Below are 18,692 nucleotides of genomic sequence, written 5' to 3'. Positions count from 1 at the left end.
CCCGGCCCCGCGGCGGCTCACACCTCGTGGTGAGCCGCCGTACCCTGGAGGCATGAGCGCCGCCCCCGCCCCCAGCCCGCGCGATGCGAAGCAGCAGCAGCCACAGGAGCAGCAGCACGAGGAACCGAAGCCCAAGCCGGTTCTGGTCTTCGACGATCCGCTGGACCGGCAGTCCGCGGACGATACGGACCAGGGGTGGGGTGAGCGGCCGCTCTCCGGCGGCAGCGCGGCGGACCTCGCGCGCTTCCTGGACGAGAAGCCGCCCCACCACATCTGAGCAAGAGCCCGGAGGGCTACCGGTCCGCGCGCGGACCCGCGGCTTCCCCGCCCGCCGCGCCCGGGCCCTCGCCCGAGCCCGGCCCGGCGGAGCCGGGCACCCCGCCGGTGCGCTGCGCCACGAGGGCGTCGCGGATCTCCTTCAGCACCTCCAGCTCGCTCACCTCCAGCGTCTCCCGTACGCCTTCCTTGGCGGCCTGCGACGCCGCCCGCCTGGCCAGGTACTTGGCCATCGGCAACACCATCAGGAAGTACACGACGGCGGCGGTGATCAGGAAGCTGAGGGCGGCGCTGAGCACCGAGCCCCACAGGATCTCGATGCCGTCCATCTCCCCGGTCTTCGGGTCGGTGGTGCAGGGGCCCTGGAGGCAGGAGCTGTAGTTGTCCAGGTCCTGGGTGCCGAACGCACCGACCAGGGGGTTGATGACGCCCTTGACGACAGCGTTCACGATGTTGGTGAACGCTGCGCCGATGACGACAGCCACCGCGAGGTCGATCACATTGCCGCGCGTCAGGAAGGCTTTGAAGCCCTCCAGCAGACTGACCTTCTTCTCGCTCACAGGTGAGCCTTCTTTCGCATGGGCGGTGAGGGGAGCGAACTGCTCCGCCACCTAAGGCGGGAGAAGGCAACACTGTCCAACCCGCTAATTCCCACGGGTGACGTGAGGCGACGTCAGTTCGCATCGGACACCGCCACGGCCAGCCGCCCCGAAGCACCCGCGCCGAGCAGCGCCGTGGCCGTCGACCGCTCCACGGACAACACCACCAGCGCCCCGTCCTCCGCCCCCGCTCCTCCGATGTCATCCGCCCCGCCCGTACCGTCCGCCCCGGCGCCGGAAACGTCCGCCGCGTGACCGCCGGGTCCCGAGCCTGGGTACGGCACCTTCGCCACGCGCACCCCTCGCGCCACCACACGCGCTTCGTCGTCGGCGTCATCGACCGCGATCACATCGACCCGGTCTCCCGGGCGCAGCAGTCGCACCGTCTCCGGGTCCGCGATCCTGACCGGCGCGGAGACCAGCCGCACGGAAGGCCGGCCGGCCCCCGGCGGAGCATCCGGTGGGCGGGCCTCTCCGTCGGTGCCGCTCAGGCCCGTGGTGGCCAGCGCGGCACCCGCCAGCGCGAGCCCCGCGGCCGCCGCCCGCCGCTGTCGGCGCAGCATCCGGCGCAGCCTGTCCGCGCCACCGCCCCGCACACGCAGGGGTCCGAACGGCCCGACCCCGCAGGGCGCGGGCACCGGAGCGGGAGGCGGAGAAGCGCACCGGGACAGAGACCGGGGCGGGGACGGGGACGGGGATGGGGACGTGTGCGTGGACATGGCACCACCTGGATTCGGGCGGACTAGGGCAAGGGAAAGGGGAGCCCGGACCGGTTGATCCGGCCGAACTCCCCTCACTTTCCACCGTCCGCGCAGATCCCGCTGAGCCCTGTGGACAGCCCCCGCACTGGGGATAACTCCGTCACCCGTTCCGGCGACGACCGCCCTGTCGAAGCAGCGGCGATCCCCGCTACGGCAGGGCGATCCCCGTGTCGATCCCGTCCAGGGCGTGGGCGCACGTGCAGTTGCGGTTCTCGTTCTTCGGCAGCCCGGCCACCGCGTCGAACAGCACCGAGCGCAGCCGGTCCACGTTGGCCGCGAACACCTGGAGCACCTCCTCGTGCGAGACGCCCTCGCCCGCCTCGGCCCCCGCGTCCAGATCGGTCACCAGGGTCATCGTCGTGTAGCAGAGGCCCAGCTCACGGGCGAGGACCGCTTCGGGGTGTCCGGTCATGCCCACGACCGACCAGCCCATCGCCGCGTGCCAGCGCGATTCCGCACGGGTCGAGAAGCGGGGGCCCTCGACGACCACCAGGGTGCCGCCGTCCACCGGCTCCCAGTCGCGTCCGCGAGCCGCGGCGAGCGCGGCCTTGCGCCCCTCGGGGCAGTACGGGTCGGCGAAGCCCAGGTGGACGACGTTCGGCACGGTGCCGTCGGCCCGGGTCTCACCGTCGTAAAAGGTCTGCACGCGGGCCTTGGTGCGGTCCACCAGCTGATCGGGGACGAGCAGGGTGCCCGGCCCGTACTCCGGCCGCAGCCCGCCCACCGCACACGGGCCGAGCACCTGCCGGACCCCGACGGAGCGGAGCGCCCACAGGTTGGCCCGGTAGTTGATGCGGTGCGGCGGCAGGTGGTGGCCGCGTCCGTGGCGGGGCAGGAAGGCCACCCGCCGGCCGCCGAGCTCGCCGAGGAAGACCGAGTCGCTCGGCTTCCCGTAAGGGGTGTCCACGGAGACCTCGGTGACGTCCTCCAGGAAGGAGTAGAAGCCCGAGCCGCCGATGACACCGATCTCCGCGGAACTCCCGGTACCCGCCGTACCCGTACCGGAGCCCGTTGCGTCAAGTGCGTTCGCCATGCGGTCACCGTATCCGGAGGAGCGTTTCCCACGACGAACGGCCGGACCCCGCCGAGTGGCCTCGGCGGGGTCCGGTCGAAAAGCAGGTGGGGCGTACGTGGGCTAGGCGGCCGACGTACCGCTCGACGAGGCCGGCGCGGAGGCCGACGACGAGGAGGAGGCGGACGAAGAGGACGACGACGATGCGCTCGCCTTCGTGTCCGAACCCGACGACGAGGACGACGCGGAGTCGGACGACTTCGCGGCCGTCGACGCCGGCGTGCTGCTCGACGAGGAGCCGCGGCTGTCGTTCCGGTAGAAACCGGAACCCTTGAAGACGATGCCGACCGCGGAGAACACCTTCTTGAGGCGTCCGTCGCAGCTCGGGCACACGGTCAGGGCGTCATCGGTGAACTTCTGCACCGCCTCGAGGCCCTCGCCGCACTCGGTGCACTGGTACTGATAGGTCGGCACTTGCTCCTCCTGGCACTCTCACTCAATGAGTGCTAACGACGGTCCATACTGACGTATTCCGTTGAATCAGTCCACCGTGACCGGCTCGCGGTGACCGATCCCACGTGCCACGGTGCGTCCCGAGGACTTCGGATTCAGCCGCGAACGCAGGGCCAGCAGGGTCATCAGGGCCAGCGCGGTTCCGACCAGAGGCACCAGGAAACCGGTGCTCGCACCATGGGCGTCGGCGAGTTGCCCCGCCACGGTCACGGCCGCCGCCTGTCCGAGCGCCACGGCGCCCGTCAGCCAGGTGAAGGCCTCGGTGCGGGCGGTGGCGGGCACCAGCGCTTCGACCAGGGTGTAGCCGCTGATCAGCGCCGGAGCGATGCAGAGGCCGACCAGCAGGCCGAGCCCGGCCAGCAGCGGCACCGAGTGCACGGCCCACAGGCCGGACGCGGTCAGGGTCAGCGCCACGTACCCGACGACCAGCCGGCGGCGCGGGCTGCTCTTCCAGGCGATGGCTCCGCAGGCGATGCCGGCCAGCATGTTGCCCGCCGCGAAGATCCCGTAGAGGACACCGTTCACCCCGGGGTGGCCGATCTCCTCGGAGAACGCGGTCAGCGAGACCTGCATCCCGCCGAAGACCGCGCCGATGCCCAGGAAGGCGACGGCCAGGACGCGTACTCCCGGCACGGAGAGCGCCGAGGCGTGCGGTTCGGCAGCGGTGGCCGCGTTGCGAGGGGCGGGCTGGGTGGCGCGCTGCGCGGCGAAGAACAGGCCGCCGACCAGCGTCAGAGCGGCTTCCGTGATCAGTCCGGCCGCCGGGTGCACGCCGGTGCACAGCGCGGTGGCGATCACCGGGCCGAGGACGAACGTGAACTCGTCCGTCACCGACTCGAACGCGGCCGCGGTGGACATCAGCGGAGAGGCGGGCCGGTCGGGGGTCGCCCCCAGCATCGCGGCCCAGCGGGCCCGCACCATGGGGCCGATCTGCGGGATCGAGGCGCCGGTCGGCACGGCGGCGACGAACAGCGCCCACAGGGGGGCGTCCGCCAGCGCCAGTACGGTCAGGGCGCTCACGGAGGCGGCGTGGAGGAGGACCCCCGGCAGCAGGACGGCGCGCTGACCGAAGCGGTCGGCGAGCTTGCCGCTCTGCGGGGCGAACAGCGCCATGGCGACGCCGGAGACCGCCGCGACGGCGCCCGCGCTGCCGTACGAGCCGGTCGTGTGCTGCACGAGGAGGACGATGCCGATGGTGAGCATCGCGAAGGGCTGCCGTGCGGCGAAGCCCGGGAGGAGGAAGGTCCACGCACCGGGGGTGCGCAGCAGTTGCCCGTATCCGGGGCGGTCGGAGACCGTGGTTGCCACGGTCCTTGCCTTTCTGCCGCCTGGTAGCCCTGCTTCCCGGCGCCCTTGTGGGGCGGGCCGGACGGAAGCGGCCGAGAGCTGTCCTCTTCGCGCGGAACTGCGGTAGATGCCGGGCGACTCGCTGCAAGCGGCGAAGAAACGCCGGGCGAAGAGACACCACGACCGCCATACGGTCGCGCCAGCTCTGCTTCAGACAGAGTTGGTCGATCAGGTTTACCTTCATGCTACAGGCAGGAAGTCCTGTGCGCCTGTGATTGCGCACAGGACTTCCGTTTAGACCTGTGATCTGCGACGCGTCCGGGGGCAGTCGCCTGGGGCGTCACCTCAGGGAGTCTCAGGAGTCTCAGAGACCGGTCTTCGTGCCGCTTCCGCTTCCGTTTGCACTTCCGCTTCCGTTGGCACTGGTGCCGGCGCCGGTATTGGCACCGCCGAGCTTCTTGGCCAGCTTCATCGCCTGGGGGATGGCGGAACCGCCGTGGGGTCCCACCATGCCGGGTGCGCCGGAAGCGGGGGATCTGCCCGTGCCCAGCCAGCCAGCCAGTTTGCCGCCCTCGCCGACCGCCCGCAGTCGTTCCTCCGCCCTGTCGCGCACCGGATCGGTGGCCACCACCAGCAGCTCGTCCCCGCGCCGCAGCACCGTCGCCGGGGACGGCACGAAGCTCTTCCCCTCCCGGACCACGAGCGTGACCGCGGCGCCGGCCGGGAGCCGGAGCTCGCCGACCTCGACGCCGTGCATCTTGGACTTCGTCGGGATGGCGACCGACAGCAGGTGTCCGCGCAGCCGTTCCAGCGGGGCCGACTCGATGCCCAGGTCCGCGGCCTCGGCCGGATCGTCGGCGATGTTCAGCTTGTTCGCGACCCAGGGCAGCGTCGGGCCCTGGATCAGGGTGTAGACGATGACCAGGACGAAGACGATGTTGAAGATTCTCGTACTGCCCTCCACCCCGGACACCATCGGAATGGTCGCCAGGACGATGGGCACGGCTCCGCGCAGCCCGGCCCAGGACATCAGGACCTTCTCGCGGGCGGGCAGCCGGAACGGCGCGAGACTCAGGAAGACCGACAGGGGCCGCGCCACCATGGTCAGCACCAGGCCCACGACGATGGCGGGCCAGAAGTCGTCGACCAGGTCGTGCGGGGTGACCAGCAGACCGAGCAGCACGAACATGCCGATCTGGGCCAGCCAGCCGAGCCCGTCGGCGAAGCCCCGGGTGGCGGGCCAGTGCGGCAGCTTGGAGTTGCCGAGGATCATCGCGGCCAGATAGACAGCGAGGAACCCGCTGCCGTGGGCCATGGCGCCCGCCGCGTACGCGGAGACGGCGATGGCCATCACGGCGATCGGGTAGAGGCCGGAGGCGGGAAGCGCCACGTGCCGCAGCCCCAGGGACCCCAGCCAGCCCACCGCGATGCCGATCGCGGCGCCGATGGCCAGCTCCATGGCGATCTCCGCGACCAGGATGTACCAGTGCTCCACCGGGCCGGCCGCGGAGAACGCGACGACCATGATGACGACGGGAGCGTCGTTGAAGCCCGATTCGGCTTCCAGGACCCCGGTGATCCGGGGCGGCAGGGGAACCCTGCGCAGCACGGAGAAGACGGCCGCCGCGTCGGTCGAGGAGACGACCGCGCCGATGATGAGGGCCTGGCGCCAGTCCAGCCCGACCAGGTAGTGCGCGGCGGCGGCGGTGATGCCCACGCTGATGCCGACGCCGACGGTCGAGATCACCGCGGCCGCGGGCAGGACGGGTCTGACTTCTTTCCACTTCGCCCCGAGTCCGCCCTCGGCCAGGATGACGACCAGTGCGGCGTAGCCGAACACCTGCGTCAGCTCGGCGTTGTCGAACTTGACGTCGAAGATGCCGTCCTGCCCCAGGGCGATCCCGATGCCGAGATACAGGAGCAGGCTGGGGAGTCCGCTGCGCGAGGAGATCCGCACCGCCGCCACGGCGACGAGCAGGACGAGCGAGCAGACGAGCAGGAGTTCGTTGAGCGCGTGGACAGTCAGGGTCCGTTCCTTCCCTGCGTGCGCCTGCCGGATCGTCCTCCGGCAGCCAGTTACTTCGTTACCTTACCTAATCTTTAACGATTTCTTGACGGGTTCGAGTGTTCGTACGAGGAAGACGCAAATGGATGCATCCCCATACCGCGTCCGAGTGGCTTCTCCGCTGCGCCTATGGTTGCTCCTGCACTCCCAGGACCACCCTGCCCCTCGAAGGACAGCGATGCCCGCCAACACAACCGCCTCTTCCGGCCCTTCCGACGCGAAGAAGCCCGGCAGGAAGAAGGGGCGACGCGCCCGCCTGATCGTGCTCGTCCTGGTGCTGGCGCTCGTCGCGGGTGTCGGATACGGGGCGTACTGGTCCGTATCCACCGTGCGGGCCTCGTACCCGCAGACCACCGGATCGATGACTCTCGACGGCCTTTCCGGCGACGTCGAGGTCAAACGCGACTCCTACGGAATCCCGCAGATCTACGCGGACTCCGACGCCGACCTCTTCCGCGCCCAGGGCTTCGTCCAGGCCCAGGACCGCTTCTGGGAGATGGACGTCCGGCGGCACATGACGTCCGGTCGGCTCTCCGAGATGTTCGGTTCCGGACAGGTGGAGACCGATTCCTTCCTGCGCACGCTCGGCTGGCGGCAGGTGGCGCAGAAGGAGTACGACGAGGTTCTGGACGGGAGCACCAAGAAGAACCTCCAGTCGTACGCGGAGGGCGTCAACGCGTATCTGAAGGGCAAGGAAGGCCGGGACATCTCGGTCGAGTACGCGGCGCTGGGGCTGACCAACGACTACAAGCCCGGCGAGTGGACCCCGGTCGACTCGGTCGCGTGGCTGAAGGCGATGGCCTGGGACCTGCGCGGCAACATGCAGGACGAGATCGACCGTTCGCTGCTGACCAGCCGCCTCGACAAGGACCAGATCGAGGACCTGTACCCCGGCTACCCGTACAAGCAGCACAAGCCGATCGTCGAGCAGGGTGCGATCTCCCCGGTCACCGGGAAGTTCGACCCCGAGGCGACCCCGTCGGACAGCATCGGATCGTCGACCCCCGAGGGTGCCACCGATGGCCTGAACACCCAGATGTCCGCCCTCTCGGACACTCTCGACGAGATCCCGGCGCTGCTCGGCCCGAACGGCAACGGCATCGGCTCGAACTCCTGGGTCGTCTCCGGAGAGCACACGACCTCCGGCAAGGCGCTGCTCGCGAACGACCCGCACCTCGCGCCGATGCTGCCCTCCCTCTGGTACCAGATGGGCCTGCACTGCCGGGAGCTCTCCAAGACCTGCCAGTACGACACGGCCGGCTACACGTTCTCCGGCATGCCCGGTGTGATCATCGGCCACAACCAGGACATCGCCTGGGGCCTCACCAACCTGGGCGCCGACGTCACCGACCTCTTCCTGGAGAAGGTCTCCGGCGACGGCTACCTGTACGACGGCAGGACCAAGTCCTTCAAGACCCGCGAGGAGACCATCAAGGTCGCCGGCGGCAGGGACCGGACCATCACCGTCCGCGAGACGAACAACGGCCCCCTGGTCTCCGACCGCAGCAAGGAACTCGACAAGGTCGGCCAGAAGGCCCCCGTCAGCAACGCGGCCCCCGACCGGGCCGACGGCTACGCGGTGGCGCTGAAGTGGACCGCGCTGGAGCCCGGCAAGTCGATGGACGCCGTCTTCGCGCTCAACCGGGCCAAGGACTTCACCACCTTCCGGAAGGCCGCCGAGTACTTCGAGGTCCCCTCGCAGAACCTCATCTACGCCGACACCGACGGCAACATCGGCTACCAGGCCCCCGGCAAGATCCCGGTCCGCTCCGAGGGCTACGACGGAACGGCGCCGGCCCCGGGCTGGGACCCGAAGTACGCGTGGAAGGGATACATCCCCTTCGACGAGCTGCCCTACGAGTACAACCCGGACCGCGGCTTCATCGTCACCGCCAACCAGGCCGTCATCGACGAGAAGAAGTACCCCCACCTCCTGACCAAGGACTGGGGCTACGGCGCCCGCAGTCAGCGGATCAACGACCTCCTGACCCAGAAGATCAAGGGCGGCGAGAAGGTCTCGACCGATGACATGCAGAAGATGCAGATGGACAACTTCAGCGAGATCGCCGCGCTGCTGGTGCCCGAGCTGAAGAAGATCAACATCTCCGACCCGAGCGTCCGCGAGGCCCAGAAGCTGCTGGAGGGCTGGGACTACACCCAGGAGCCCGACTCGGCCGCCGCCGCGTACTTCAACGGCGTCTGGCGCAACATCCTGAAGCTCGCCTTCGGCAACAAGCTCCCCAAGGAGATGCGGGTCGAGGGCGACTGCCTCAACGTGCCGCCGGCCAAGAACAGCGGCCCGGCCGACCAGCAGAAGAAGCTCGTCCGCGAGTGCGGCCAGCGCGATGGCGACACCGCGCAGCCGGACGGCGGCGACCGCTGGTTCCAGGTGGTCCGCGGCATCGTGGACGACCAGGACAACGAGTGGTGGAAGGCGCCCGCCCGGGGCCGCGAGGACGCCCTGGAGAGCCGGGACGACTTGTTCGCCCGGGCGATGGAGGACGCCCGCTGGGAGCTGACCTCCAAGCTCGGCAAGAACATCTCCACCTGGAGCTGGGGCCGGCTGCACCGGCTCACGCTGAAGAACCAGACGCTCGGCACCGAAGGTCCCGGCCTGCTCCAGCGGGCGCTCAACCGTGGCCCCTGGAACCTCGGCGGCGGCGAAGCGGCCGTCAACGCCACCGGCTGGAACGCGGCCGGCGGCTACGACGTCGTCTGGGTGCCGTCGATGCGGATGGTCGTCAACGTGGGGGACTGGGACAAGTCCCGCTGGATCAACCTCAGCGGAGCCTCCGGACACGCCTTCAACGCGCACTACACCGACCAGACCGACAAGTGGGTCGACGGTGAGCTGCTCGACTGGTCCTTCGGGAAGGAAGCGGTCGACGCGTCCACCGTCGACACGCTGACGCTGAAACCGTAGGGCTTACCGAAGCCCCCTTGTAGCTCACGCGTGAGCCACAAGGGGGCTTCGGTGTGGAGGGCGACTCATGAAGCGAAGCGCCGTGCTCCGGCCGGTGTGACCACCGCGTCCACGGGGTGGTCGTGCGGTTCCGAGGGGACCCGCGCGACCACCTCGTCGTCGTACAGCAGCACGACGAGCGAAGGGTGCGCCCCGGCGGCCGTCAGCCGGGCCAGCACCCGGTCGTAGCTGCCGCCGCCCCGCCCCAGCCGCATCCCGGCCCCGTCCACCGCGAGGCCGGGCAGCAGCACCGCGTCGGCGTCCAGGACGGCGGCGGGGCCCAGACGCGGGCCGTCCGGCTCAAGGAGCCCCCGCCCGGCCGGGAGCAGGTGCTCCGGGCCCTCGTAGGCCGCCCAGTCCAGGTCGTTGTCGGCGAGGAGGACCGGCAGCAGCACCCGCACGCCACGCCCGCGCAGCGCTTCCAGGAGGGCACGGGTGCCCGGTTCGCGCCCCACGGAGACGTACGCGGCGACCGTACGGGCGTCGGCCAGTTCGGGCAGGCACAGGGCGGCCTCGGCCAGAACCGCGGCGGTCCGGGCGGCGTCCTCCTTCGTCAGGAGGGCCCGCGCGGCGAGCAGTTCGCGCCGCAGGGAGCTCTTCGCGGACGCCTTTCCGGACTTGTCGGTGTTCAATGGTGACTCGCACGATTCTCGTATGGGCATATTTAAGGACGAAGTTAACCGGAATATCAGCTTCCGGCCGTGTGTAGCCGCTAAGGTCTGCACATGACTCAGTCGCACCCCAGGATCAGCAAGGCCGTCATCCCGGCAGCAGGTCTCGGCACCCGGTTCCTGCCCGCTACGAAGGCCACTCCCAAAGAGATGCTGCCTGTCGTCGACAAGCCGGCCATCCAGTATGTCGTCGAAGAAGCCGTGGCGGCGGGCCTCTCCGACGTGCTGATGATCACCGGCCGCAACAAGCGACCGCTCGAGGACCACTTCGACCGCAACTACGAGCTGGAATCCGCGCTCACCCGCAAGGGCGACGCCGAACGCCTCGCCAAGGTCCAGGAGTCCAGCGACCTGGCCACCATGCACTACGTACGCCAGGGCGACCCCCGCGGCCTCGGGCACGCCGTGCTGTGCGCCGCCCCGCACGTGGGCGACCAGCCCTTCGCGGTGCTGCTCGGCGACGACCTGATCGACCCGCGCGACGCGCTGCTGGCCCGGATGGTCGAGGTCCAGGAGCGTGAGGGCGGCAGCGTCATCGCGCTGATGGAGGTCGACCCCTCGCAGGTCCACCTCTACGGCTGCGCCGCCGCGGACGCCACCGTCGACGGCGACGTGGTCCGCATCACCGACCTGGTCGAGAAGCCGGACCCGGCCGACGCCCCCAGCAACCTCGCCATCATCGGCCGATACGTCCTGGACCCCGCTGTCTTCGAAATACTGCGACACACCGAGCCGGGCCGCGGCGGCGAGATCCAGCTCACCGACGCGCTTCAGCTGCTCGCCGCGGACGAGAAGATCGGCGGCCCCGTGCACGGCGTCGTCTTCAAGGGCCGCCGCTATGACACCGGCGACCGCAGCGACTATCTGCGCGCCATTGTCAGACTGGCGTGCGAACGTGAAGACCTGGGGCCGGACTTCCGGACCTGGCTGCGCAAGTACGTCGCTGAGGAGATGTAACCCCGTGAGCCGCACGATCTGGTCGGTGGACGAGCACCTGGACGACATCCTCGCCTCGGTGAGGCCGCTGGAGCCCATCGAGCTGCAGCTGCCGGACGCCCAGGGCTGCGTTCTCGTCAAGGACGTCGTCGTCGAGGTGGCGCTGCCGCCGTTCGACAACAGCTCCATGGACGGTTACGCGGTCCGGATCGCCGATGTCGAGGGCGCCAGCGAGGAGTTCCCCGCGGTCCTCACCGTCATCGGCGACGTCGCCGCGGGCAGTGCGGGGCTCGCCGACGATCAGGTCGTGGGACCGGGACAGGCCGCCCGCATCATGACGGGCGCGCCGCTGCCCGCCGGCGCAGAGGCCGTGGTCCCGGTCGAGTGGACCGACGGCGGCACGGGCGAGGGTCCGGCCGCCGCCATGCGCGCCCACAGCGACGCGCCCGAGGACGCCACCGGCGAGGTCAGGGTGCACCGGCCCGTCGTGGCCGGCGCGCATGTGCGCGAGCGCGGCAGCGACGTCAAGCCGGGCGACCTGGCCCTGGCCGCCGGGTCGGTCGTCGGCCCGCCGCAGATCGGGCTGCTCGCGGCGATCGGCTGCGCCACCGTGGTCGTACGGCCCCGCCCCCGCGTGGTCGTCCTGTCCACCGGCAGCGAACTGGTCCAGCCCGGCGAGCAGCTGACCGGCGGCCAGATCTACGACTCCAACAGCTTCGCGCTGACGGCCGCGGCCCGGGACGCCGGAGCCATCGCCTACCGGGTCGGCGCGGTGGCCGACGACGCCGAGACGCTGCGCGCCACGATCGAGGACCAGCTGATCCGCGCGGACATCGTCGTCACCACGGGGGGTGTCAGCGTCGGCGCGTACGACGTGGTCAAGGAGGCGCTGTCCTCCGTCGGGGACGAGGACGAGCCGGGCGGCGGGGTCGAGTTCCGCAAGCTCGCCATGCAGCCCGGCAAGCCGCAGGGCTTCGGCTCGATCGGCCCGGACCACACCCCGCTGCTGGCCCTGCCGGGCAATCCGGTCTCCAGTTACGTCTCCTTCGAGCTGTTCGTCCGCCCCGCCATCCGTGCCCTGATGGGCCTCACCGACGTGCACCGCCCCACGGCCCGCGCCCGGCTGAGTGCCGAAAAGGCGCTCACGTCGCCGGACGGCCGCCGTCAGTTCCTGCGCGGCCGCTACGACGCGGAGGCGGGCACGGTCACTCCGGTCGGCGGTTCCGGTTCGCATCTGATCGCCGCGCTCGCGCAGGCGGATGTGCTGATCGTGGTGCCCGAGGACGTGACCTCGGTCGAGCCCGGCACGGAGACGGACGTGGTCCTGCTCGGCTGACCGCCGCCCGGTGGCGGTACGGTATCTGCCGCCGTGCCTTCCGGGGGATACCCTCCGGTTCCCCGAGGCCCAACGGCGCCCCTACCGCTAGGCGGAGTGAGTTGAGTACGCAGAACAGGCTGACGCACATCGACGAGGCGGGCGCGGCCCGCATGGTCGACGTGTCGGCGAAGGACGTCACCACCCGCGTCGCCCGCGCCACCGGCCGGGTGCTCGTCTCGCCGCGCGTGATCGAGCTGCTGCGCGGCGAGGGAGTCCCCAAGGGAGACGCCCTCGCCACCGCCCGGATCGCCGGGATCATGGGGGCCAAGCGCACCCCGGATCTGATCCCGCTCTGCCATCCGCTGGCCGTTTCCGGCGTGAAGGTCGACCTGAGCGTGGCCGACGACGCGGTGGAGATCACGGCCACCGTGAAGACGGCGGACCGCACGGGCGTCGAGATGGAGGCCCTGACCGCGGTGTCGGTGGCGGCGCTCACGGTGGTCGACATGATCAAGGCCGTCGACAAGAGCGCGGTCATCACCGACGTACGGGTCGAGGAGAAGTCGGGCGGCAAGTCCGGCGACTACCGGCGCACCGCGCCGGAGGGATCGGGCACGTGACGCCGCCCGGGCCCGGAGCCCTCGGCCACGAAGGGCGGACGACCGAGTCGGGCGCGCCCGGCCACGAACGGCGGACGACCGAGGCCGGAGCCCCCGGCCATGAGCAGAAGGCGGCCGAGCCCACCGGCGCCGCGCTCACCTCCTCGTACGCCGCGCTCGTCGTCACCGCCTCCAACCGGGCATCCGCCGGGGTGTACGCGGACCGGGGCGGCCCGTTGATCGCCGAAGCGCTGACCGGCCTCGGCTTCACGGTCGACGGCCCGCAGGTCGTCCCCGACGGCGACCCGGTCGAGGCGGCCCTGCGCGCGGGCGTCGCCGCCGGGTACGACGTGATCGTCACCACCGGCGGTACGGGCATCTCGCCCACCGACGCCACGCCCGAGGCCACCCGTCGCGTCCTCGACCACGAGATCCCCGGCATCCCGGAGGCGATCCGGGCCGAGGGCCGGGCCAAGGTTCCGACCGCCGCCCTCTCCCGGGGCCTCGCGGGCGTCGCCTCCCGCACCCTGATCGTCAACCTCCCCGGGTCCACCGGTGGGGTGAAGGACGGGCTCGCGGTCCTCGGCCGGCTCCTGGTGCACGCCGTCGACCAGCTCCGCGGCGGCGACCACCCCCGACCGGGGAGCCCGAGCTGAACATCGCGACCTGGCCGGTGACGCTGACCGACGGCGAGATCGTCCTGCGCCCGATAAAGATGCGTGACCAGCGGATGTGGCGCGAGGTCAACCGGCGCAACCGCGACTGGCTGCGCCCCTGGGAGGCGACCGTCCCGCCGCCCGCTCCCGGCGGTCCGATGGCGCAGCGCCCGACGTACCGGCAGATGGTCCGCCACCTGCGCGCCGAGGCGAATGCGGGTCGGATGCTGCCGTTCGCCATCGAGTACGAGGGCCGGCTGGTCGGCCAGCTCACGGTCGCGGGGATCACGTGGGGCTCGATGTGCTCCGGTCACATCGGTTACTGGGTCGACCGGAGCGTCGCCGGGCGCGGGGTCATGCCGACGGCCGTGGCGCTCGCCGTCGACCACTGCTTCCGCGCCGTGGGCCTGCACCGCATCGAGGTCTGCATTCGCCCGGAGAACGGGCCCAGCCGCAGGGTCGTGGAGAAACTCGGATTCCGTTCGGAGGGCGTGCGCCCGCGCTATCTCCACATCGACGGCGCCTGGCGCGACCATCTGATCTTCGCCCTCACCGCCGAGGAAGTGCCCGAGGGGATGCTCAGGCGCTGGCGCCGGTCGCGCCCCGTGTCGCCGAGCGACCCCGGGCAGTCCGGAGAAATGAAATAGGTGTTCGAATTTGATCGCCGGATGACCGCATTGGGTCGGGCTATCGGCGGCTGTTGATCCGAACAATCACAAAAAAAGTCCGTGATATCAGCCGGATCGTGCGACACACCGGGCCAATTGGCGGATCCTTCCGCGCAAACCCCTCTACGGTGTGAGCGTGAGCAGCAGCGGCCTCATCTACGCAGTCATCGTCGGGGCCTGGGCCGCCTACTTGGTACCGATGTGGCTCCGCAGGCAGGACGAGCTCAACGAGGCCCGTCCGACGGAACGCTTCAGCACCGCCATCCGGCTGCTGTCCGGACGGGCGGCGATGGAGCGCCGGTACGCCAAGGAGCTGCAGGAGCGCACCGCCGAGGAGGCGACGCCCGACGTCGACCCGGACCGGGAAACGGACCGTATGGAATCCGTGGACGTCCGGGCCTTTGCCGCGCCTCCGGCGCACACGGAAGCCAGGCTGACCGACCCGGCGCACGCGCCCGAGCGGGCCCCGGACCACCAGGCCTCCGAACGCACGGCGCGCGACCGTCAGGCGCACGACCGACGGGCGGGGCATCAGCCGCCGGACCGTCAGTCGCACGAACGCCGGTCCGGAGAGCGTCCCGCGGAACAGGTGCCCCCCGCGCGTCGGCGTCCCCCCTCCGGTGCGGCCGACGCCGAGCGCGCCCGGCGCGCCCAGCGCTCCCAGGTCCTCGCGCGGCGCAGGCGGACCACCGTCGTCCTCTTCCTGGCCTTCACCCTCGGAGCGGTCGTCGCGGCGGTCGGCGGCCTCGGCTTCCTGTGGGCGCCCGCCGTGCCCGCCGTGCTGCTGAGCACGTACATCGTGCATCTGCGCGCCCAGGAACGCCGCCGGTTCGCCTTCACCATGGACCGCCGCCGGGCCGAGGTCGCGGCACAGCGACTGCGCGAGAACCGCCCCCGCAGGCACCAGCCCGCGGCCCCCGCCCCCGCCGAGCCCGACGACGACTCCGAAGCGCACCACCCGGAGCCGGAGCCGACGCCCACGGTCTCCCCCCAGGAGGCCGGCCGCCGCGCCCTCGTCGAGCAGACGGACCACGCGGAGTGGGTGGACCAGCAGCGCGAGCGCGGCCGCGTCCAGGGCGACAGCTGGGAGCCCGTTCCCGTACCGCTGCCGACGTATGTCACCGCGCCCGTCGCCCCCCGGGCCACGGGCGGTGTGGAGGTCGGCGACCCGGAGACCTGGAGCGCGGCCCGCTCCAGCACCGCCGAGCCCAGCCAGACGGGCACGTCGCACCCGACGGCCCCCTCGGTCGACCCGGCTCCGCGCCAGCGCACGAACCAGTCCCGTCGCAACCGCGACCGGGGCCGGACCCCGCTCTTCGACCAGTACGACGACGAGGACCGGCCGCGTGCGGCCAACGAGTGACGCGACGGGTGGGAGCTGGAAACCCCGGCACCGCTGACCAGCGGAGGAACGGATTTCCAAGCACCCCCGTGAGGGTGCTAGAGTTTCACACGTCGCAAGGGCCTGTGGCGCAGTCTGGTAGCGCACCTCGTTCGCATCGAGGGGGTCTGGGGTTCAAATCCCCACAGGTCCACAGTGGCAACTGTTCTTGAGTAAGCTCAAGAGTGGTTCATGAAATCCCGCCCAGTTGATTCAACTGGGCGGGATTTCGCGTTCCCGGTCAAGCTTCGGACGATCGGTCTCTCGGGTTCAGGCCCTCGCCGTGAAGAGGGCGGTGGTGTCGCCGTTGGGCCCGCGTTGCCGGAGCGCGGCCGCGCCGGCCAGCGCCGCGGCCGAGAAAGGGGCGACGAGCCAGCCGTGGGAGGCTGCTTCGGCCTTGTGCGTCGTCGACCGAGACACCGCCGCCGCTGTGGCGGGCCGCCTGTATGGTGGCGGCCGTCGCCTGGGCGTCGATGGTCGACAGTGCCGCCACCAGGTCGGAATGCGCGCTCGGCGGGGGCTGCTCGCCGCCTTTCCGAACGCTGTGGAAGCGAACCACCACGAGCATCCGGGAGGGCTCGGCCAAGCTGCAGGAGCTCGTCGAGGCCCGCCACCTTTACGTAGCATCCCGCGGTGTAGTTGTGGTTAGCCCGGGTGAGCGGCGCCGTGGGCCGTATGCGGCTGCCACCGAGTGCAGTTGACGACTCCTGCCCGGTCATTTCGATCTGGTGGGATTGCGTCATTCCCAGGGTGCGGTTTCCCGGTGCGTTGCCTGCTCACCTCCTTCGCGGCCCTGCCCGGCGGTGATCGGCTGAAGAGCCGGACCGTAAGGGCCGCTCCGATAGCAGTGCAGTGTGGAGAAGCCGCGCTTCTTGTTCGGCACCCGTCCGAAGGCCGTCCAGCTACTGACGATCGAGTCAGTACCGCAGCCGGATGGCGTCTGCTCCGGGAAGCTGGGCCGGACGACGGTAGGGCGCCAGCGCGGCTGCCGACGACATCCCCGCCGCTGCTGCGATCACGGGCGGGCTGATTCCTTGGGCCAGCAACCCTGCGAGCCAGGTCGCCTGAAGCCGGTGCGCGGAAAGTTTGGGAAGATTCTCATCCAGGCTATGACAGCTGATCCACGAGGAGATCAGCGTCGTTGGCCTCTTGAGGTCACGTTGCGGTTTGAACATGTAGGAGGAGCCCGCGAGTTTGGCTAGTTTGGTCAACGTTTCAGCCCAATCGACGTGACATACGACCAGGCGCCCTAGAGCTCTCTCGTCCAGTACTGGGACCCCCGAAGAAGCGTCCACATCGGTGCCTCGCATCGTGAGGGCCTCGCTCGGAGTCAGCCCGCAGCCCGCCCCCATGGCCAAGAGCGCCAGCCCGTCCAGCTGGGCTCGGTCAGGCAACTGCTCTGCCCAGGCTCGAAGCTTTGCCAACTCGCCCATGTGGTAAGGCGGTGCCGTGTACGAGAGCGGGGCTCGAGGGAGTGGCGGCACACCGTTGGCAGCCCAGATCACTGTCTTGCTGACGCGTCTCAGGCAGGATCGAAACCTTCTGATGTTGTCATCAGGGCCGACGTGGCCCGTGGCGATGAAGGCGTTGATGATCTCGTGCCTCAGCCAGAGTGCCGGGTCGCGCACGAGACGGACCTGCTCTGCCCAGACTGCCAACCGGCCCACGGCGTACAGCATTCGTCGCGCCTGTGCACAGTTCGCAGGGGCTGCCGCAGCGACTGTTGCCCGTACCAGACCAGCGACCGGTGCCCATCGCGCGCAGGGCAGACGAGGGCGATACGCGCGGATTTTGTCGGACACCTGCGGACTCAGCGTTAGGGACCAGGAGAAGCGGCTGGTCAGGCAGCCGGTGAGAGGGCTGTCCTCAATCTCCAGAGAGAGGCAGGTGGCGGTCGCGGTGAGCACCTGCGCATGTTCGGAGCGGGATCGGAGGCTCGCCGACGCGTGGTCAGCTTGTGAGCGTCTGGGCGAATCCGACCGGACTTCCGTGCTGTGACCTGATTCGGTATGCAGCTCTGCATTCAAGCAGTCATTTTTGATGGAGAGACGGAACATGAAGCCTCAATATCTGTCCAATTTCGATCACGCATCGATCGGACATGACGATTTCGTGGCTCCGCTCACCGGGCGTCAAATATCTCGTTTACGCTCGGAGATGCGTAAAGCCACCTTGCTGGGAGCTTGCGCGTCGGCACCGCCGATGGTTACCAGGCCTTGCGGCGGTGCCGACCCTTCCTCCACTTGCCGTGTAGGCGAGCGAGGGGCCTATGTCAGTCCTTAGCGGCCGCCCTCAGGCGTGCCGGAGCGCTGTTGACCGTGGTAATGGCGAAAGAGCCGATAGGGCCCTCAACAACTTGTCCACTCCTGGCAAGACGCTTGAGCCGAGCGCGAGTGGTCTCCACTCGTGAGGGGGTGGAGACGTCCTCGCCGATCGCAGCGGCGATTTCTCGAGCGCTCAAGGCCCGTCCCGCCGTTGCCAGTACGACCAGGATGCGGCGGCGGCCCTCCTCGAGGTCGGTCGGCTCCCCGGGCTCGAAGAGTGTCCCGGGCCTGATGGTGAGCGGCGGGCGGGCGGATCCGCGGCTGTCCTGGCGGGCGGTCGAAACCTCGACGGCTGAAGTGGCGTGGGCCAGGGTATCGCTGGTGGCCTCATCCTCAGGTAGCGACCTCAGGGTCTGACGTGTGATCTCCAGATGGTGTAGCCGTTCCTCGCCGCCCTTGATTCGCTGGTGAATCCGCTCGATCTCTTCGCGCCACGCGGATACCTGGTTGCGGGTGGTCGCTACCTCCCGGTCTACGCGCTGGAGATATGACGACACAATGCACCCCTTGATTCCGATGGCTTCCCTGAGGAACCCCAAAAAACAGATTTTGGGGCAGGCCTAACCGTAAGGGATTCAGCTGCGATATCCCGCAAGCTGTCAGGCAAAGATCATAAGAGTCAAATTGCCCTCGCGGTCTGTTCGTTGGTGCGAGATGCGTGGCC

At 70.0% G+C, this 18,692-nt stretch carries 18 protein-coding genes and 1 tRNA gene; 9 read left to right on the top strand and 10 right to left on the bottom strand.

The annotated features are described in order from the left end of the window. Positions 1–52 precede the first annotated feature (52 nt). The gene (locus IE272_RS30235; RefSeq protein ID WP_050358818.1) at positions 53–277 is read left to right on the top strand and encodes a hypothetical protein; all 225 of its coding nucleotides are present in this window, start codon (positions 53–55) and stop codon (positions 275–277) included. Between the two features lie 16 nt (positions 278–293). Here IE272_RS30235 and IE272_RS30230 read toward each other — a convergent pair whose 3' ends face one another. The 6 genes from IE272_RS30230 to IE272_RS30205 all read right to left on the bottom strand — a co-directional run bounded on the left by IE272_RS30230 (position 294) and on the right by IE272_RS30205 (position 6,414). Then, positions 294–836: an MscL family protein gene (locus IE272_RS30230; RefSeq protein ID WP_190008993.1), complete on the bottom strand. Its 543-nt coding sequence runs from the start codon at positions 834–836 to the stop codon at positions 294–296. 113 nt (positions 837–949) lie between these two features. Further along, entirely contained in the window at positions 950–1,594 is a 645-nt protein-coding gene (locus IE272_RS30225) for a hypothetical protein (RefSeq protein WP_190008991.1), read from the bottom strand. Positions 1,595–1,784: 190 nt separating this feature from the next. Then, positions 1,785–2,669: an S-methyl-5'-thioadenosine phosphorylase gene (locus IE272_RS30220; RefSeq protein WP_050358821.1), complete on the bottom strand. Its 885-nt coding sequence runs from the start codon at positions 2,667–2,669 to the stop codon at positions 1,785–1,787. A gap of 102 nt (positions 2,670–2,771) precedes the next feature. Further along, positions 2,772–3,122 (bottom strand): FmdB family zinc ribbon protein, encoded by a 351-nt coding sequence (locus IE272_RS30215; RefSeq protein WP_050358822.1) that lies wholly within the window; start codon positions 3,120–3,122, stop codon positions 2,772–2,774. 66 nt (positions 3,123–3,188) lie between these two features. Further along, entirely contained in the window at positions 3,189–4,469 is a 1,281-nt protein-coding gene (locus IE272_RS30210; protein ID WP_073960728.1) for an MFS transporter, read from the bottom strand. 343 nt (positions 4,470–4,812) lie between these two features. Next, the gene (locus tag IE272_RS30205; RefSeq protein ID WP_229897819.1) at positions 4,813–6,414 is read right to left on the bottom strand and encodes a potassium/proton antiporter; all 1,602 of its coding nucleotides are present in this window, start codon (positions 6,412–6,414) and stop codon (positions 4,813–4,815) included. Between the two features lie 277 nt (positions 6,415–6,691). On the opposite strand from IE272_RS30205, the gene IE272_RS30200 reads away from it, so the two are divergent. Continuing rightward, complete coding sequence (locus IE272_RS30200; RefSeq protein WP_190008989.1) at positions 6,692–9,436, top strand: penicillin acylase family protein; 2,745 nt, start codon at positions 6,692–6,694, stop codon at positions 9,434–9,436. A gap of 65 nt (positions 9,437–9,501) precedes the next feature. On the opposite strand, the gene IE272_RS30195 is transcribed toward IE272_RS30200, so the two are convergent. After that, complete coding sequence (locus IE272_RS30195; RefSeq protein WP_050358826.1) at positions 9,502–10,107, bottom strand: 5-formyltetrahydrofolate cyclo-ligase; 606 nt, start codon at positions 10,105–10,107, stop codon at positions 9,502–9,504. Positions 10,108–10,200: 93 nt separating this feature from the next. Between IE272_RS30195 and galU the strand changes: the two genes are divergently transcribed. The 7 genes from galU to IE272_RS30160 all read left to right on the top strand — a co-directional run bounded on the left by galU (position 10,201) and on the right by IE272_RS30160 (position 15,858). Beyond that, positions 10,201–11,103: a UTP--glucose-1-phosphate uridylyltransferase GalU gene (gene galU / locus IE272_RS30190; protein ID WP_032792340.1), complete on the top strand. Its 903-nt coding sequence runs from the start codon at positions 10,201–10,203 to the stop codon at positions 11,101–11,103. 4 nt (positions 11,104–11,107) lie between these two features. Further along, positions 11,108–12,418: a molybdotransferase-like divisome protein Glp gene (gene glp, locus IE272_RS30185; protein WP_056703524.1), complete on the top strand. Its 1,311-nt coding sequence runs from the start codon at positions 11,108–11,110 to the stop codon at positions 12,416–12,418. A 101-nt stretch (positions 12,419–12,519) separates the two neighbouring features. Beyond that, positions 12,520–13,020, top strand: coding sequence for a cyclic pyranopterin monophosphate synthase MoaC (gene moaC / locus IE272_RS30180; RefSeq protein WP_190008986.1), 501 nt, complete (start codon positions 12,520–12,522; stop codon positions 13,018–13,020). A gap of 191 nt (positions 13,021–13,211) precedes the next feature. Continuing rightward, entirely contained in the window at positions 13,212–13,655 is a 444-nt protein-coding gene (locus IE272_RS30175; protein WP_050359023.1) for a MogA/MoaB family molybdenum cofactor biosynthesis protein, read from the top strand. 17 nt (positions 13,656–13,672) lie between these two features. Continuing rightward, complete coding sequence (locus tag IE272_RS30170) at positions 13,673–14,302, top strand: GNAT family N-acetyltransferase (protein WP_057663533.1); 630 nt, start codon at positions 13,673–13,675, stop codon at positions 14,300–14,302. A 157-nt stretch (positions 14,303–14,459) separates the two neighbouring features. Beyond that, complete coding sequence (locus tag IE272_RS30165; protein ID WP_057663531.1) at positions 14,460–15,686, top strand: SepX/GlpR family protein; 1,227 nt, start codon at positions 14,460–14,462, stop codon at positions 15,684–15,686. Positions 15,687–15,784: 98 nt separating this feature from the next. Beyond that, positions 15,785–15,858, top strand: a tRNA-Ala gene (locus IE272_RS30160). Between the two features lie 116 nt (positions 15,859–15,974). Here IE272_RS30160 and IE272_RS30155 read toward each other — a convergent pair. From IE272_RS30155 to IE272_RS30145, 3 genes are all read right to left on the bottom strand, one after another. Further along, positions 15,975–16,124, bottom strand: coding sequence for a hypothetical protein (locus tag IE272_RS30155; RefSeq protein WP_157875679.1), 150 nt, complete (start codon positions 16,122–16,124; stop codon positions 15,975–15,977). A gap of 497 nt (positions 16,125–16,621) precedes the next feature. Next, the gene (locus IE272_RS30150; protein ID WP_190008984.1) at positions 16,622–17,383 is read right to left on the bottom strand and encodes a hypothetical protein; all 762 of its coding nucleotides are present in this window, start codon (positions 17,381–17,383) and stop codon (positions 16,622–16,624) included. Between the two features lie 593 nt (positions 17,384–17,976). Continuing rightward, entirely contained in the window at positions 17,977–18,567 is a 591-nt protein-coding gene (locus IE272_RS30145) for a hypothetical protein (RefSeq protein WP_190008982.1), read from the bottom strand. Positions 18,568–18,692: the final 125 nt, after the last annotated feature.

The sequence above is a fragment of the Streptomyces anulatus genome (assembly GCF_014650675.1).
Classification (GTDB): domain Bacteria; phylum Actinomycetota; class Actinomycetes; order Streptomycetales; family Streptomycetaceae; genus Streptomyces; species Streptomyces anulatus.
This window is presented reverse-complemented; position numbering and strand designations above follow the sequence as displayed.